This is a genomic window from Actinocorallia sp. API 0066 (genome assembly GCF_020991275.1).
Lineage (GTDB): Bacteria > Actinomycetota > Actinomycetes > Streptosporangiales > Streptosporangiaceae > Actinocorallia.
Window position 1 is genome coordinate 228562 of the sequence record NZ_JAJLQY010000010.1, and the last position, 13899, is coordinate 242460.

Below are 13899 nucleotides of genomic sequence, written 5' to 3' on the forward strand. Positions count from 1 at the left end.
TTCCTCGCGTTTGCCTCACCGACTCAGAAACGCAGTCCTTTCGTAATCCAGCCCCCTTATCCCCCCTGGTCGGACATCCGGAATAGATTTAAACTTCAACTAGTTGAGGCGGGTGAACCGCTTCCGTCACCAGGAGGACGAGATGCCCGCCGTCACCGTGGAGAACCCGCTCACCCTGCCCCGGGTGTCGGCTCCCGACACCACCACCGACACCCCGCGCCCCGTCCTCGGCGTGACGAACGCCCCCGGAGGCTTCGAAGGCGAGGGCTTCCCTGTGCGACGCGCCTTCTCCGGCGTCCACATGCGCCACCTCGACCCGTTCATCATGATGGACCAGATGGGCGAGGTGGACTACGCGCCCGGAGAGCCCAAGGGCACCCCGTGGCACCCGCACCGCGGCTTCGAGACCGTCACCTACCTCATCGACGGCCACTTCGACCACCGCGACAGCGCGGGCGGCGGAGGCAGCATCGGCCCCGGCGACACCCAGTGGATGACCGCGGGCTCCGGCCTCCTGCACATCGAGGCGCCGCCCGAGGCACTCGTGATGAGCGGCGGCCTCTTCCACGGCCTGCAGCTGTGGGTGAACCTGCCCGCCAGGGACAAGATGATCGCGCCGCGCTACCAGGACATCGGCGGCGGCAACATCACGCTGCTCACCACGCCCGACGGCGGCGCGCTGCTGCGCGTCATCGCCGGCGACCTCGACGGGCACCGCGGCCCCGGCATCACGCACACGCCGATCACGTTCCTCCACGCCACGGTCAGCCCCGGCGCGGAGATCACGCTGCCGTGGAACCCGTCCTTCAACGCGCTCGCTTACGTGCTCTCAGGACGCGGCACCGTGGGCGCCGCCCACAGGCCGATCAGGGATGGGCAGCTCGCCGTCTACGGCAAGGGCTCCAGCATCACGCTGTCGGCGGACGCGACACAGGACACCAACAAGCCCGACCTTGAAGTGGTCCTCCTGGGCGGGCAGCCCATCAACGAGCCGGTCGCGCACTACGGGCCGTTCGTGATGAACACCAGGGCCGAGCTGCAGCAGGCGTTCGAGGACTTCCAGGCCGGAAGGCTCGGCGTCATCCCCGCGGACCGGGCCTGACCCCCGCGTATAAAGGCGGGCTCCTCCGGGGGCCCGCCTTATGTGTGCTCCGGGGATCTCACAGGTGGGTGGACACCCAGGCGGCGAGGTCGCGGGCGCAGGCGTCGACCGCCTCCTTCCAGGTGGAGGCCGACTCGTCGTCGGCGCCGTCGCTCACGTGCTTGACGAGCCGGACGGGCACCCCCGCCGCCCTGGCCGCCGCCGCGACGGCATAGCCCTCCATGTCCACCAGATGGGCGTCGGCGGCCAGCCGGACGCGGACCGCCTCGACGGACACGAAGACGTCCCCCGTCGCCAGCACGAGGCCGTCCGGGGCCAGCTCCAGCGGTTCGCCCGTGAGCCGTCCGGTGAGCGCGGTGATGCCCTCGCCGTCGAGGTCGTGCTGGATCACCCTGGCCACCTCGTGCGTGCCGTGCACGCCGGGCCGCAGCGCGCCCGCCGTCCCGAGGTTGACGATCTCCGCCGGGGTGTGCCGGGCGAGCACGGCGGCCACCGCGACCGCGGCGTTGACCTTGCCGACGCCGGTGAGCAGGACGGGGAGTTCGTGGTCGAGATAGGTGGCCTCCTCGTCCGCGGCGACAACGAGCAGCGGACGGTCAGGGGCGATGATTCCGGTGAGCCGCATGGCCGCACGCTAGCGCGCCGGCCTGCACATTCGGGTCTCGATATGCGGTCATCATCACGCTTTCCCGACGACCTCCGGACCCAGAACCGAACTAGACTCGGTTTTTCGCGCGAGGGAGGAGACAAGAGGTATGTCACGGTTCGGGGCGGACACCGCGAGCACCGTGGTGGACGGGGTGATCACCACGGACGTCTCCGCGGAATGGGGCACCGGCGGACCCGCGCCCAACGGCGGCTACCTCCTCGCGCTCGTCGCGCGCGCGCTCGGCGGAACACTCTCCCACCCACACCCCCTCACCATCACCGCGCACTACCTGAGCGCGACGCGTCCCGGCCCCGCCGTCATCGAGACCGAGACGCTGCGCAGGGGCCGCACCCAGACGACGGCCATGGCACGGCTCGTCCAGGGCGACCAGGAACGCATCCGCGTGCTTGCCGCCTACGGCGACCTGTCCACGCTGCCCGACGACGTGCGCACCACCGCGAAGCCCCCGGCGATGCCGCCTGTCGAGGAGTGCCTGGAGCCGCCGGAGTCCTTCAAGGAGGTCGTGACGCTCATGCGCCACACCGACATCCGGATGGACCCCGCGACGTCCGGATGGGCGGTAGGCAAGCCGTCAGGGGTGGGCGCGCAGCGCGGCTGGCTCAGGCTCGCCGACGGCACCGAGCCCGACCCCTTCTCGCTCCTGTACGCCACAGACGCCCTCGTGCCCGTCGCCTTCGAGCTCAACGTCAACGGCTGGGTGCCGACCGTCGAGCTGACGGTGCACGTCAGGGCGCTGCCCGCGCCGGGCTGGCTGCGGGTCGAGGCCACCAGCCGCAACCTGGCGGGCGGACACATCGAAGAGGACATCGAGGTGTGGGACAGCAACGACAGGCTCGTCGCGCAGGGACGTCAGTTGGCTAAGGTCCGCCTGCACGCACCCGCCTGACGGAGCGTTCCAGAAGGCTCCGTCATCGCTCCGTCGTGAAGTGCTCGGCGGGCACCTCGATGAACAGGGCGGCGGCCGCGACGGCCACGGGCCCGTCGGGCGTGTTCAGGCGGCCCTCCGAGCGCAGGTAGATCTTGCGGCCCTCCACGCCGGTGCACCACGCCTTCAGGTGGACCGTCGCGCCCACCGGGACCGGGATCTTGTAGTCGGTCTCCAGGCGGCCCGTGACGGCCATCCTGCCCAGGCTCCAGGCGGCGGTGCCGAGGATCTCGTCCATCGCGGTGGCCAGGAGGCCGCCGTGCGCGAGGCCGGGCGCGCCCTGGTGCTTGTCGCCCACGTGGAAGTGCCCGTGGACGGCGTCGCCGTCGGTGGAGGTGCGCTCGATCCTGAGGCCGTCCGTCACGTCCTTCCCGCAGGCGAAGCAGCCGTCGAAGATACCGGCGGCGCGCAGGTCGTCGGGAGCGATGCGCTCCAGGTCCTGGGTGGGGATCACGGCGCCCGGGGGCGGTGTCGTGACGGGTGAGGCGGTCATGGCGGCGGGTCCTCCGTGGGAATCTCCCGCACATATTACTGACCGGTACTCACCGGAGTTCTGTCCGCGGCTGTGGTGTACGCCATAGCGGTGCAGTACACGAAACACCGACCCAACTTGTGACATATCGGCTTACTCACCGGCGTCGGCGCTGCGTAAAGTGACGCGCGCGGAGGTGACGGGTGAACCGAGATCAGATCGCGCACAACCTCGACTCGCTCGGGGCGAAGCTCGCGAACATCCCCGGCGCGCCGCGCAGCCTCCTGGAGATCAGGGTCCGGTGGCTCCTCATGACCGCGGTCCTGGGGGCCAACGCGGTCGGCGCGGCGGTCGTGCTGGTGTTCGTGCTCGTCGTGCTGCCCAACCCCGAAGAGGTGGAACGGCTCTACCCGAACGCCGATCTCGTCAACGTCATCGCGTTCGTCTCCTATCCGGTCGTGGCCGTGCCGATCGCCATGTGGTGGGCCCTGAAGCTGTTCGCCCCGCTGCGCCGCCTGGTGCGGGAGCAGACCACCAACCCCGACCGCGAGCAGCGGCACTCGGTCCTGCTGGGGCCCGCGCGCCTCAGCCTCATCCAGGCGGTCCTGTGGATCGTGGGCGCGACCGGCTGGACGATCCTCAACGCCTTCTACGGCCCGCTCATGGCCCTGAAGATGGGCATGACATGCCTGCTCGGCGGCATCACCACGATCGTGCTCGTCTACCTCATGACCGAACGGCTGCTGCGTCCGGCGGCGGCGCTCGTCCTGGCCACCAAGCCGCCGCGCGAACACCTGTTCTCGCGGGTGCGCACCCGCGCGATGCTCACCTGGGCGCTCGGCACCGCGGTGCCCATGCTCGGCCTCATCGTCATCGCGATCGTCGCGCTCACCGACCCCGACTTCGACGCCTTCGAGGCCGGGCTTTCGAGCCTCGTCCTGGGCTGCGTCGCCCTGTTCATCAGCTTCCAGGTGACCTGGTGGGCGTCCCAGGCGATCGGCGACCCCGTCAGGACGGTGCGCGAGGGCATGGCGCGGGTCTCGCGCGGCGACCTGGACACCGAGATCTCCGTGTTCGACGCGAGTGAGCTCGGCCAGCTCCAGGCGGGCTTCAACACGATGGTGGCGGGCCTGCGCGCGCACGAGCGCCTCCAGGACCTCTTCTCGCGGCACGTCGGCAGCGACGTCGCGGAGCTCGCGCTCAACTCAGACATCTCGCTCGGCGGCGAGACCCAGGAGGTGGCCGTGCTGTTCGTCGACCTGGCGGGGTCGACGCGGATGGCCGCCGAACGCCCGCCGGACGAGGTCGTGGCGCTGCTGAACCTCTTCTTCGGCGTCGTCGTGGACTGCGTGAACCGCAACGGCGGCTGGATCAACAAGTTCGAGGGCGACGCCGCGCTCGCCATCTTCGGCGCGCCCGCCGAACTCGACCTCGCGGGCGGCCACGCGCTCGCCGCGGGCCGCGAGATGGCCGTGGAGCTGCGCGCGCGGGTGCCGGAGCTGACCGCGGGCATCGGCGTCTCCCGAGGGGCCGTCGTGGCCGGTTACATCGGCGCGGAGCAGCGGTTCGAATACACCGTCATCGGGGACCCGGTGAACGAGGCGGCGCGGCTGAGCGACCTCGCCAAGACCGCGCCGGGACGGGTCCTCGCCTCGGCCCAGGTCCTCGCGGACGCCGACGAGCTCGAACGGTTCCGCTGGGAGACGGGCCAGACCATCACGCTGCGGGGACGGCCGCGCCCCACGGTGCTCGTCCACCCGCTCGTCCCGGTCGATCCCGAGGCGCCGCTGCCCGAGTTCGTCGCGCGGGCCCGGGGCCTGCGTCGGCGGCGGCGCATCCTGCCGCTGCTCCCGCTGCTGCGGCCGCCCCGCCGCGAGGGCGACGGAAAGTTATCCACAGGCCGCTAAGCGATCTTGAACGAGATGACGCAGAGTTGCGGCATGGACATCAAGATGAGTTTCCGTGAACCGCGCGTCCGAGCGGGCGCATCCGTCTGCGAGCTGGAGCTGTACGCCGACAGGCTGGTGTTCGGCGGGTCGGCGCTGCGCGTCCTGCGCCGCGCCGAGCTGGTGCTCGACGTGCCGTACCACGAGGTCACCGCGGTCGAGCTGCCCGCGCGGCGCTCGGTCGCGGCGCTGCGCGAGCGCCACCCCAAGGCGTACTTCACGTGGACCGACGAGGAGGACGCCAGGCTGCGGACGCTCCTGGGCGAGGGCGTCCCGCTCCACGCGATCTGCGCCGAGCTGGGAAGGGGGCGCAACGCGGTGCTGGCCAGAACGCTGAGGCTCGGCGTGCTCAGAGCCGACTGAAGCGGCGCGGGCGCCCGCCCCCTGATGGTCGAATGGGGGGATGGACCAGCGCATGCTGGGGAAGGTGCGGGCACTGCTGCGCAAGGCGGAGTCCACCGAGTTCCCCCGGGAGGCCGAGGCGTTCACCGCGCGGGCGCAGGAGCTGATCGCCAGGCACAACCTGGACGCGGCCCTCCTCGCGGCGGGCGCGGCGGGCGCCTCCGGCGGGTCCGGCGGGCCCGCCGGGGAGGGCCCCGGCGAGCGCCGGGTGTCGGTCGGCAGGCCCTATCCGGGGCCGAAGGCGATGCTGCTGCATGTGGTGGCCGAGGCCAACCGGTGCCGCTCGGTGTGGCACCGGGAGCGCGGCGAGGCGACGGTGCTCGGCTTCCCCGCCGACCTCGACGCCGTCGAGCTGCTCTACACCTCGCTGCTGGTGCAGGCGACGGGGGCGATGGTGCGGGCGGGCGCCCACACCGACGTGCTCGGCCGCTCGCGCACCCGCTCCTTCCGGCACGCGTTCCTCTCCGCGTACGCGCTGCGGATCGGGGAGCGGCTGCGCGAGGCGGCCGAGCGGGCCGTCGACGCCACGGCGGCGCCGGGGCTGGGCCTGGTGCTCGCCTCGCGGGACGAGGCCGTCGCCCGGCGGGTGGCCGAGCGCTTCCCCCGGCTGCGGCGCTTCCGTGGCGGCGGGGCCACCAACGCGGACGGCTGGGCGCACGGCAGAGCGGCGGCCGACCGTGCGGCGCTCGGCCACACCGCACTAGCATCGGACCATGAGTAGCCGAACAGACACCGAGCGTTTTCTACGGGTCACGCTCGACCTGGTCGTCGAGGTCACCGACGCGGCCTCCCTGCGCGAGACGGCGCTGGCCGACCTGCGGGTCCGGCAGCCCGACCCGGCGGAGTTCGAGGAGCAGCACGACCAGATCGTCGCGGACGAGACGGGCGCCTCCGCGCTGCGCTGGCTGATCAGCCCGGAGGCCGTGCTCGGCCTCGTCGACCGGATCGAGGAGATCGACCCGGTCGAGGCGATGCTGGAGATCAGCGAGTCCGAGGGCGCGCTGGAGTCCGCCGAGGAGTGAAAGGAGGACGTCTCAGGCGCCGGGCGCGGCACCCCGTGTGCCGGGCGCGGACGGCCCGGCACGGCGCGGGTCAGGCGCGGCGCAGCTGCCAGACGGTCTTGGAGTAGCCGGAGCCGTCCTTGACGGTCTGCCGGATGGTGAGCTTCTTGGCCGTGCAGGTGTACTGCGCGGCCCGGGGCACCACGCCCTGGTCGCCGCCGGTGCGCACGGCCTTGGCGACGCTGTGCCGCTGGGTCAGCAGACCGGCCTTGACGGTCAGCACGGCGTCGCCGGAGGCGGACTTCCGCTTGCCCGTGACCTTGCCCTTGCCCGAGCCCGTGATGGTGTTGTTCATCCGCAGCGTCTTCACCAGGGTCAGGGTGGCCTGGGTAGGCACGCCCTGCACCTTGCCCTTGCCGGTGAGCGGCTTGGACCCGCTGAAGTTGTAGGTCGCCTTGCCGTTCTTGGCGAGGGTCAGCTTGATGTCCTTGCCTCCGCGCAGGTCGAACTCAAGGCCGTCGGCGCGGATCTGTGCCTGGGCCGAGGTGACCTTCCACTTGCCCGTCCAGCACTTGGGGGCGGCGGACGCGGAGGTACCCGTCACCGCCACTCCGGTCGCTGCGACGACGAGCGCACCGAGCACGGCGATTGCACGCATGTGACATCTCCCTCACTGACAAGGCATTCCGGGGCACCCTAGAGCAAACCGATTCGGCAGAGAAGAGGGATGGCACGATGGGCCGGTGACTGATCCGCAGCAACTGATCACCGCGGCGATGGACGCCCAGCTCAGCGGCGATCTGCGCGCGTGGGACTCCGCGACGGCTCTGCTGTCGGCTGATCCCGCCGCCGAGGGCCCGCTGCTCGCGGCGCTCGCCACGGCCCGCGCGAACGCCGCCGCGCGCGGCTGGACCGAGCAGGACCTGAGCCGCCATCTCACCCGGTTCCGCTCGCCCGCCCACGCCGCGCTGCTCGCCGCGCCGTCCCTGGGCTCCCGCGACCGCCTGGAAGCCGTCGAGCGGGTCGTGGAGACGCTGTGCGCGCTCGCGCGGCTGCCGCGGATCGCCGCGCTGAGCCGGACCGAGCGGCCCGACCACCCGGCGCTCGGCCGGATCAGGGCGCTGCTGGCCAAGGCCGAGTCGACCGCGTTCCCGGCCGAGGCCGAGGCGCTGGTGGCGCGCGCCCAGGCGCTGATGACCCGGCACAGCCTCGACCGGGCGGCGCTCGCCGAGCCGTCGGACGCGCCCACCGGTGCCCGGCTCGCCGTCGACGGCCCGTACGAGGAGGCCAAGGCGACGCTGCTGCACGTGATAGCCGAAGCCAACCGCTGCCGCTCGGTCTGGCAGTCCGAGCTGGGCTTCTCGACGGTCCTCGGCTACCCGGCCGACCTGGACGCCGTCGAGCTGCTCTACACGTCGCTGCTGGTGCAGGCCGACGCCGCGATGCCGAAGAACGGGTCGCGGCGGGCCTTCCGGGAGAGCTTCCTTACGTCGTTCGCCCACCACATCGGGGAGCGCCTGCTGCGGGTCGTGGAGGCCGAGACGGACGCGAGCCTCCTGCCCGTTCTCTCCCGTCGAGATGAGGCGGTGGGCAAGGCACTGGATAGTCTCTTTCCCGAACTCACCTCCGTGCGCGCGCGGCGCGTCCGCGACGTCGCGGGGTGGGAGCAGGGCAGGCGGGCGGCCCATGAGGCCGACCTGGGCTGACCTCTTTACGTGACCGATACCGCCATACGATCTAGGGTGACCGCGTGACGTCTGCCAAGACCGACAGATCCTTCTTCCGTGAGCTCCCGTTCCTTGCGGTCACCGCCGTGGTCCTGGCGCTGCTCATCAGGACGTTCGTGCTCCAGACGTTCTACATACCCTCCGGGTCGATGGAACGGACGCTGCACGGCTGTGAGGGCTGCACGCGCGACAGGGTGATCGTCGAGAAGGTCAGCTACCTGTTCACCGACCCCGATCCGGGCGACATCATCGTGTTCCACGGCACCGGCGACTGGCCGCGTGAGGACCTCATCAAGCGGGTCGTCGCGGTCGGCGGCCAGAAGGTCAAGTGCTGTGAGGCGGGCAAGGTCGTCGTCGACGGGGAGCCGCTGGACGAGCCGTACCTCTACCAGGACGACCACCGGGCGTTCAAGGAGGTCACCGTCCCCGAGGGCATGCTGTGGGTGATGGGCGACCACAGGTCCGGTTCGTCGGACTCGCGGGACAACGGCTTTGTGCCGGTCGACTCGGTCGTGGGCCACGCCCGGCTGATCATCTGGCCGGTCACCCGCTGGGACTGGCTCGGCTGAGCCCTCCCGGCCGCCTGATGGGGTGACGCGCCCGGACGGGGAAGCGTCACCCGATCACCGCTACACGGCCGTCTGCGGCTCTCTGACGGCCTCCGGGAAGAACCTGTCGAGGCCGTGCCAGCAGACGGCGAGCACGCCCGCCGCGACGGTCCAGGCGCCCATCGCGTAGGGCGGCGCCTCCCACAGCCAGCCCTGGGCGACGAACGCGAGCGACAGGGCGCCGACCGTCAGCAGGGCGCCGACGACGGGCAGCCGGGGCAGGTACCGGAAGGACAGGTCGATGACGACCGCCCCGACGACGAGGAAGAACGGCCACGCGGAGTGCGGGAAGCCGCCGAGTCCGAGGAGCACTCCCGTGACAGCCCGGTAGGCGAGGTATCCGGCCGCCACGCAGGTCGCCGTCCACCGCAGGCCGGTGAAGCGCCGCGCGAGGACGAGTATGAGCATCGCCCCGATGCCCGTCCACAGGGGGTAGACCCAGTAGGAGACGGGCTGGGCGAACTGCTCGACCATGATGTCGTCCACCGGGCGGCCCATCTGCTGCGCCGCGAAGGACAGCAGGCTGGGCTCGGCCTCCGGGTTGCCCGCGTACCACGCCTTCAGCGCGTAGACGCCGTACTCCTGGTGCAGCGCGGGGAAGTGCCAGTTCTCCAGGAAGAACGCGAAGAACACCGCGCGGCGCACCCCCGTGGACGCCCGGATCATCCCGATGAGCATGAGCCCGGTGCCGATGTAGAGCAGCGCGTGCGAGGAGCTCCAGGCGGTGATGTCCAGGCCGTTGATCCGGTGGTTCACCACGTCGATCGGGATGGCGATCATGAAGGCTGCCATGCCGACCTCGACGAAGCGCTTGGCGATCTTGTCGAGCCCGTAGCCGGTGTACCAGTGCAGCCCGACGAGGGCCATCGCGATGACCGTCCCCGCGCTGTTCAGGAGGTGCGGGGGGGCGAAGTCGTCGCGCAGCCACTTGAAGTGCCACGAGACGTCCCAGGACGAACCAACCAATTTCAGGCTGAAGGCAAGGATCCAGGCCCGCAGAAGAAAGCGCTGAAGCTCTTCGGGAGTCGCGCGTCCCGGCTTTCCTCTGGTGAGTGCGCTGGTGGAGACCGGCGTGAGCATGCGGGCAATAGTGCCGTTCACCCGGCCTTGTGACAATGGTGAACCTGGGCCGTCCTCCGCGCGTCACCTCAGAGAACAAAGAACCTCGCCCGGCAGGGAGGTGTCGACGTTGTCCCCCCGTATGACCACCGCCCAGTTCCGCACCGTCTACCAGAGCCTGCCTCCCGTCCTCCAGCTACGGTTCAGCCGACTCCAGCGTTATGTACTGGTCGCCCTGGAGTGCGAGGGTTGCTCGCGTGTGGGCGTACTGACCCACCTCGCCCTGACCTCGGCCTCTGCGGGCGCTTACGCCGAGGCGGCCACCGTCGTCGGCCTCGCCGAACGCGCCGTGCGCGACGACGGCCACTCCCACCCCGTGTCCGTCGCGGCGGCCCACAAGCCCCGTACGGCTCCGAAGAAGAAACCCGAGTACCTCACCGGCGACATCGGCCGCTGGAGCGGCACACGCCCGCTGGTGGCCGCGACGGACGCGTCATGGAAGGACGGGTGGGGCGGCACGGGCTTCCTCACCACCGACGGCCGCTGGGGCTTCGGCTCCTGGCGGGCCGCCCCGCAGGACCCGGCCGGGCCGTCCAAGATCCTCGTCACCGAGCTGCGCGCCGTCCGGCTACTGCTGTGCGCCGCGCCGCCGACCTCCGGGATGACCGTCCTCGTCGACAGCCTCGGCGCGCTGGCACTCCTGCGCAGATGGCGGCGCGGCGACGTCCGCGCGATGCCGCCCGGCTGCTCCGCGCCCGATGTGGCGTCGCTCGCCCGGCTCGTCGCGCGCTCGCCCGGGCTGCGCTTCCGGCACGTCAAGGCGCACAGCGGACACCTGCTCAACGAGGCGGCCGACGCGCTCGCCTCGATAGGCAGGCGGCACGCCTCGTCGGCGCTGAGCGTCCGCGACGCGGAGGAACGGGCCGTCGGCCTGGTCGACGCCTTCCTCACGAGCTGGAGCAACAGGCCCAGGATGACGGCGTAGCAGGGCTCAAGCCTCCCGGCCTCAGCCCGGCCCGACGGGAGGTTTGAGCACCGGCCACCAGGCGACGAGGTCGTCCGGGTGGTAGGCCGCGTCGAGCGTCAGCAGACCCGGCACCTCCGGATGGCGCCTAGCGGCCGTCCAGGAGCGCGCGTAGGACGGCGGATCAAGGACGAGCACACGCGTCTCGCCCAGAAGCGGGATGTCGGCGGGCACCCCCTCGTTCCACACCTCCTCGCCATGCGCGTCCGTGAGATCCCACCAGCCCTCGACGGGCGGAAGCGACGGATCAGCCTCCCCGTCGGCGAAGGCCGCCACCCAGCCCGGATGCGGCGCGTGCCCCTGCACCGACCCGCCCACCAGGAGCCCCGCCAGCAGGGTGTGCAGCTGGAAGTTGTCGGTGACGCCCCGCATCGTCACCGTCCAGCCCTGACGGGTCGGCCGGTGCAGGACCAGCAGCGGCTCGCCGTCCAGGACCCTGCGGAGCTCCTGGACGCCCTGGAGCGCCTCGCAGTGGACGACGGCCCTGTCCACACCCTCGTCGAAGTCGGCCACCGCCGCCCGGGTCGCCGGCGAGTACCGCAGCAGCGCCAGCGCGCCCCGCGCGAACTGCGGCAGCGCGTACCAGCACTGCATCGAGACCTTCGCCCGGTCGCCCATGAGCTGGACCGTCCGCTCCCAGATCTCCCGGCTCGGGCCCGCGGCGGCCGGAGGCGGAGTGCCGCCCCACGCGTCCGCGAAAGCCAGCGCGCCCGCCGCGACCCCGCTCAGCCGCTCCACGATCGGGATGCCGTCGGCGTCGGCGCCGCGCTCGGCCAGCGCGCCCGCCATCACCGCCAGCCAACCGCCGCGCTGCGGCATCACCTCGGCCGCGGTGTCCACGAGCAGGTTCGCCGCCGCCGTCATCTCGTCCCTGGGCGCCTCCCCCGACGCCGCCCGCATGACGTCCTCCAGCAGCCGCCGGAACTGCGGGTCACCGGTGCGCGCGGCCTCGGCGAGCGAGCGGCAGACACGCAGCAACATGGCATCTCCACGAGGACTGGGGGAAATCCCTGGATGAGACCGTTCTTGATCGGGCCCGGTTCGTCCGGCGTCCGTGCCGACGGCACCCTTCGGATGGTATGCCAGACGAGACGCGGCGTGACGACCGCGCCAACCCGGAAGCCAGGACCGCGAACCACCCGCCGATCACCCCCCTCGGAGAATCCGAGTTGGCACCAGTCCCCCGCATCGCCTAAGCTTTCCGACGTTGCCCCGGAGCGAAGCGCAAGGCCCCGGGAGCAGCACCAAGGTCCTGTGGAGCAGTTGGAGTGCTCGCCACCCTGTCAAGGTGGAGGTCGCGGGTTCAAGTCCCGTCAGGACCGCTTCCCCATATCCCGGCCAGGTAGCTCAGTTGGTACGAGCGACCGCCTGAAAAGCGGTAGGTCGGCGGTTCGACCCCGCCCCTGGCCACCATGTGAGAAGCCCAGCCCGCTGTTTGTGGGGGCTGGGCTTCTGCTTTTGGGTGCTGGTCTTGTCGCTGTGGTCGGCGTCTTTGCTCTTGTGATCGGGGTCACTGGTCATTGAGTCAGGTTTCGGGTGGTTTGTGGGTGGGCTGGGTGGGTGAGGGGGTGGGAAAGGCGTGGTGGTGGCCCTATGTGGACATTTTGCGGGGTGGGTCAGGGGTTCGCCGGAAACTGTCAGGGGTGGATGTTTCGATTTCCTTGGCGGCCTGAACCGGGCGGCCGTGTGGGAGGGGGATCGCGGTGCCTAGCGGATACCACTGGCGTCGAGGCGGGTGGGTGAAGAACCCCCGGCGGCGGCGGAGGAACGGGGCGAGCGGCTGGTGGGTGGCCGCCGTGGTGGCCCTGCTGGTGTGGGGATGGTTCCAGGGCGGTGGTATGTCCGGCGGTGACGAGAGGCCGTCCGCGCCCGCGAGCGTCCCGGCGGAGCAGCCGTGAGCCCGCGGCGAAGGCGGCGGTTGCGCCCGCCGTCAGACGCCGGGGAATGGGTGGCCGCGGGGGTGGTGGCGCTCGTGGCCGCCGTGCTCCTGCGGGCTCTCTTCGAGGCGCTGGCCGGCTTCTTGGCCGCGAACTGGCTCATCATCCCCTGCCTGGTGGCCGTCGCCGCCACGGCGGCGGCGGTCGTCCTCCGGGCCCGGTCGGCCGCCCGGCGCGCGCGGACGGCCCGGATGGCGGCCCTGCGGCTCTCACTCACCGAGGTGGACGCCCTGAGCCCGACGGGGTTCGAACTCGCCGTCCGCGACCTGATGCTCCGCGACGGCATCGCGGCCCGCCACGTCGGGCAGCGCGGCGACCAGGCCGCCGACGTGATCGGCCACGACCTCAACCTCGACCTCGTGTGGGTCGCCCAGTGCAAACACACCACGACCGGCGCCCGCGTGGGCACCCGCGTCGTCTACGAGGTCAGCGGCACCGCGGGCCCCATCCACGGCGCCGACCTCGCCTTCATCGCCACCAACGGCACCTTCACCCGAGACGCGGCAAAGAACGCCGCCCGCCTCAACATCCACCTCATCGACCGCGACACCCTCCACCTCTGGGCCACCGAAGGCCACTCCCTCCACACCCTCCTCAACATCCGCCCCCTCCCCCTCCGCTTACCCACCCGACCGACAGGTCCTCCAGGGTCCCGGACCATCTCCTCGCGACCGGAGTCCCAGTGGGCCGCGCCCCATTCACGTCTTTCGCAGGCTCCGGATCTCCATGGCATCGCGGGTGAAGGCCGCTGCGAGGTTGCGGAAAGGGATCGGCCATGTCGTGCGGCGCGGGCTCCGGGAGGGTCAGCCTCGCCTCGGCGACGCCGCCGAACCACTTGCCCGCGATGTAGTCGAGCCGGGGAAGCCGGACGAGATCTTTGACGAACTCGCCTTCAAGGTCCGTCTCACGCCGTAGATAGGTCCTGACCGCGTGCGAGAGGTCGTTAACGTCGAGCCGGGCGGTGAGGAGGACGAGGTTGCCGATCCGGTCGGCGATTCTCGCCGCGTTGAGCCAGAAGTAGGGCGG

16 protein-coding genes and 2 tRNA genes are annotated in these 13899 nt (G+C 71.3%); 13 read left to right on the forward strand and 5 right to left on the reverse strand.

The genetic code is table 11. From position 1 onward, the window contains the following. The first annotated feature begins 112 nt into the window (after window positions 1-112). The gene (locus LO762_RS24485; protein WP_230618457.1) at window positions 113-1102 is read left to right on the forward strand and encodes a pirin family protein; all 990 of its coding nucleotides are present in this window, start codon (window positions 113-115) and stop codon (window positions 1100-1102) included. Window positions 1103-1160: 58 nt separating this feature from the next. Here LO762_RS24485 and LO762_RS24490 read toward each other — a convergent pair whose 3' ends face one another. Beyond that, on the reverse strand, window positions 1161-1727 hold the full coding sequence (locus tag LO762_RS24490; RefSeq protein WP_230618358.1) for a nucleosidase: 567 nt from the start codon (window positions 1725-1727) through the stop codon (window positions 1161-1163). A 130-nt stretch (window positions 1728-1857) separates the two neighbouring features. On the opposite strand from LO762_RS24490, the gene LO762_RS24495 reads away from it, so the two are divergent. Continuing rightward, complete coding sequence (locus LO762_RS24495) at window positions 1858-2658, forward strand: thioesterase family protein (protein WP_230618359.1); 801 nt, start codon at window positions 1858-1860, stop codon at window positions 2656-2658. A 22-nt stretch (window positions 2659-2680) separates the two neighbouring features. On the opposite strand, the gene LO762_RS24500 is transcribed toward LO762_RS24495, so the two are convergent. After that, window positions 2681-3190 (reverse strand): PaaI family thioesterase, encoded by a 510-nt coding sequence (locus tag LO762_RS24500; protein WP_230618360.1) that lies wholly within the window; start codon window positions 3188-3190, stop codon window positions 2681-2683. Window positions 3191-3372: 182 nt separating this feature from the next. Here LO762_RS24500 and LO762_RS33675 point away from each other — a divergent pair, with 182 nt between their 5' ends. The 4 genes from LO762_RS33675 to LO762_RS24520 are packed head-to-tail and all read left to right on the forward strand — an operon-like array spanning window position 3373 to window position 6539. Beyond that, a complete protein-coding gene (locus tag LO762_RS33675; protein WP_230618361.1) occupies window positions 3373-5076 on the forward strand; it encodes an adenylate/guanylate cyclase domain-containing protein in 1704 nt (567 codons plus the stop codon). Window positions 5077-5109: 33 nt separating this feature from the next. Then, window positions 5110-5478: a hypothetical protein gene (locus tag LO762_RS24510; protein ID WP_230618362.1), complete on the forward strand. Its 369-nt coding sequence runs from the start codon at window positions 5110-5112 to the stop codon at window positions 5476-5478. Window positions 5479-5518: 40 nt separating this feature from the next. After that, window positions 5519-6238: a DUF2786 domain-containing protein gene (locus tag LO762_RS24515; protein ID WP_230618363.1), complete on the forward strand. Its 720-nt coding sequence runs from the start codon at window positions 5519-5521 to the stop codon at window positions 6236-6238. Beyond that, the gene (locus tag LO762_RS24520) at window positions 6231-6539 is read left to right on the forward strand and encodes a hypothetical protein (RefSeq protein WP_230618364.1); all 309 of its coding nucleotides are present in this window, start codon (window positions 6231-6233) and stop codon (window positions 6537-6539) included. The genes LO762_RS24515 and LO762_RS24520 overlap by 8 nt, the downstream gene beginning before the upstream one ends. Before the next feature lie 70 nt (window positions 6540-6609). On the opposite strand, the gene LO762_RS24525 is transcribed toward LO762_RS24520, so the two are convergent. After that, a complete protein-coding gene (locus LO762_RS24525; RefSeq protein WP_230618365.1) occupies window positions 6610-7176 on the reverse strand; it encodes a hypothetical protein in 567 nt (188 codons plus the stop codon). Window positions 7177-7261: 85 nt separating this feature from the next. On the opposite strand from LO762_RS24525, the gene LO762_RS24530 reads away from it, so the two are divergent. Then, on the forward strand, window positions 7262-8224 hold the full coding sequence (locus LO762_RS24530; RefSeq protein ID WP_230618366.1) for a DUF2786 domain-containing protein: 963 nt from the start codon (window positions 7262-7264) through the stop codon (window positions 8222-8224). A 44-nt stretch (window positions 8225-8268) separates the two neighbouring features. After that, window positions 8269-8814, forward strand: coding sequence for a signal peptidase I (gene lepB, locus LO762_RS24535; protein ID WP_230618367.1), 546 nt, complete (start codon window positions 8269-8271; stop codon window positions 8812-8814). A gap of 60 nt (window positions 8815-8874) precedes the next feature. On the opposite strand, the gene LO762_RS24540 is transcribed toward lepB, so the two are convergent. Continuing rightward, the gene (locus tag LO762_RS24540) at window positions 8875-9933 is read right to left on the reverse strand and encodes a hypothetical protein (RefSeq protein ID WP_230618368.1); all 1059 of its coding nucleotides are present in this window, start codon (window positions 9931-9933) and stop codon (window positions 8875-8877) included. Between the two features lie 109 nt (window positions 9934-10042). On the opposite strand from LO762_RS24540, the gene LO762_RS24545 reads away from it, so the two are divergent. Next, complete coding sequence (locus tag LO762_RS24545) at window positions 10043-10897, forward strand: RNase H family protein (protein ID WP_230618369.1); 855 nt, start codon at window positions 10043-10045, stop codon at window positions 10895-10897. 21 nt (window positions 10898-10918) lie between these two features. On the opposite strand, the gene LO762_RS24550 is transcribed toward LO762_RS24545, so the two are convergent. After that, window positions 10919-11917, reverse strand: a complete 999-nt coding sequence (locus LO762_RS24550; protein ID WP_230618370.1) for a hypothetical protein — start codon at window positions 11915-11917, stop codon at window positions 10919-10921. 267 nt (window positions 11918-12184) lie between these two features. On the opposite strand from LO762_RS24550, the gene LO762_RS24555 reads away from it, so the two are divergent. The 4 genes from LO762_RS24555 (at window position 12185) to LO762_RS24570 (ending at window position 13754) form a co-directional block, all read left to right on the forward strand. Then, window positions 12185-12258: transfer RNA gene (locus LO762_RS24555), tRNA-Asp, on the forward strand. 14 nt (window positions 12259-12272) lie between these two features. Beyond that, window positions 12273-12349 (forward strand) — tRNA-Phe (locus tag LO762_RS24560). Window positions 12350-12675: 326 nt separating this feature from the next. After that, entirely contained in the window at window positions 12676-12834 is a 159-nt protein-coding gene (locus tag LO762_RS24565; protein WP_230618371.1) for a hypothetical protein, read from the forward strand. A 20-nt stretch (window positions 12835-12854) separates the two neighbouring features. Further along, the gene (locus LO762_RS24570; protein WP_230618372.1) at window positions 12855-13754 is read left to right on the forward strand and encodes a restriction endonuclease; all 900 of its coding nucleotides are present in this window, start codon (window positions 12855-12857) and stop codon (window positions 13752-13754) included. The last annotated feature ends 145 nt before the right edge of the window (window positions 13755-13899 follow it).

What these genes read in the sequence shown, in the direction of transcription:
- LO762_RS24550 (WP_230618370.1), bottom strand. Translation starts at nt 11,917, where the DNA reads ATGTTGCTGCGTGTCTGCCGCTCGCTCGCCGAGGCCGCGCGCACCGGT.
- LO762_RS24520 (WP_230618364.1), top strand. Translation starts at nt 6,231, where the DNA reads ATGAGTAGCCGAACAGACACCGAGCGTTTTCTACGGGTCACGCTCGAC.
- LO762_RS24510 (WP_230618362.1), top strand. Translation starts at nt 5,110, where the DNA reads ATGGACATCAAGATGAGTTTCCGTGAACCGCGCGTCCGAGCGGGCGCA.
- LO762_RS24500 (WP_230618360.1), bottom strand. Translation starts at nt 3,190, where the DNA reads ATGACCGCCTCACCCGTCACGACACCGCCCCCGGGCGCCGTGATCCCC.
- LO762_RS24540 (WP_230618368.1), bottom strand. Translation starts at nt 9,933, where the DNA reads ATGCTCACGCCGGTCTCCACCAGCGCACTCACCAGAGGAAAGCCGGGA.
- LO762_RS24515 (WP_230618363.1), top strand. Translation starts at nt 5,519, where the DNA reads ATGGACCAGCGCATGCTGGGGAAGGTGCGGGCACTGCTGCGCAAGGCG.
- LO762_RS24525 (WP_230618365.1), bottom strand. Translation starts at nt 7,176, where the DNA reads ATGCGTGCAATCGCCGTGCTCGGTGCGCTCGTCGTCGCAGCGACCGGA.
- LO762_RS24495 (WP_230618359.1), top strand. Translation starts at nt 1,858, where the DNA reads ATGTCACGGTTCGGGGCGGACACCGCGAGCACCGTGGTGGACGGGGTG.
- LO762_RS24490 (WP_230618358.1), bottom strand. Translation starts at nt 1,727, where the DNA reads ATGCGGCTCACCGGAATCATCGCCCCTGACCGTCCGCTGCTCGTTGTC.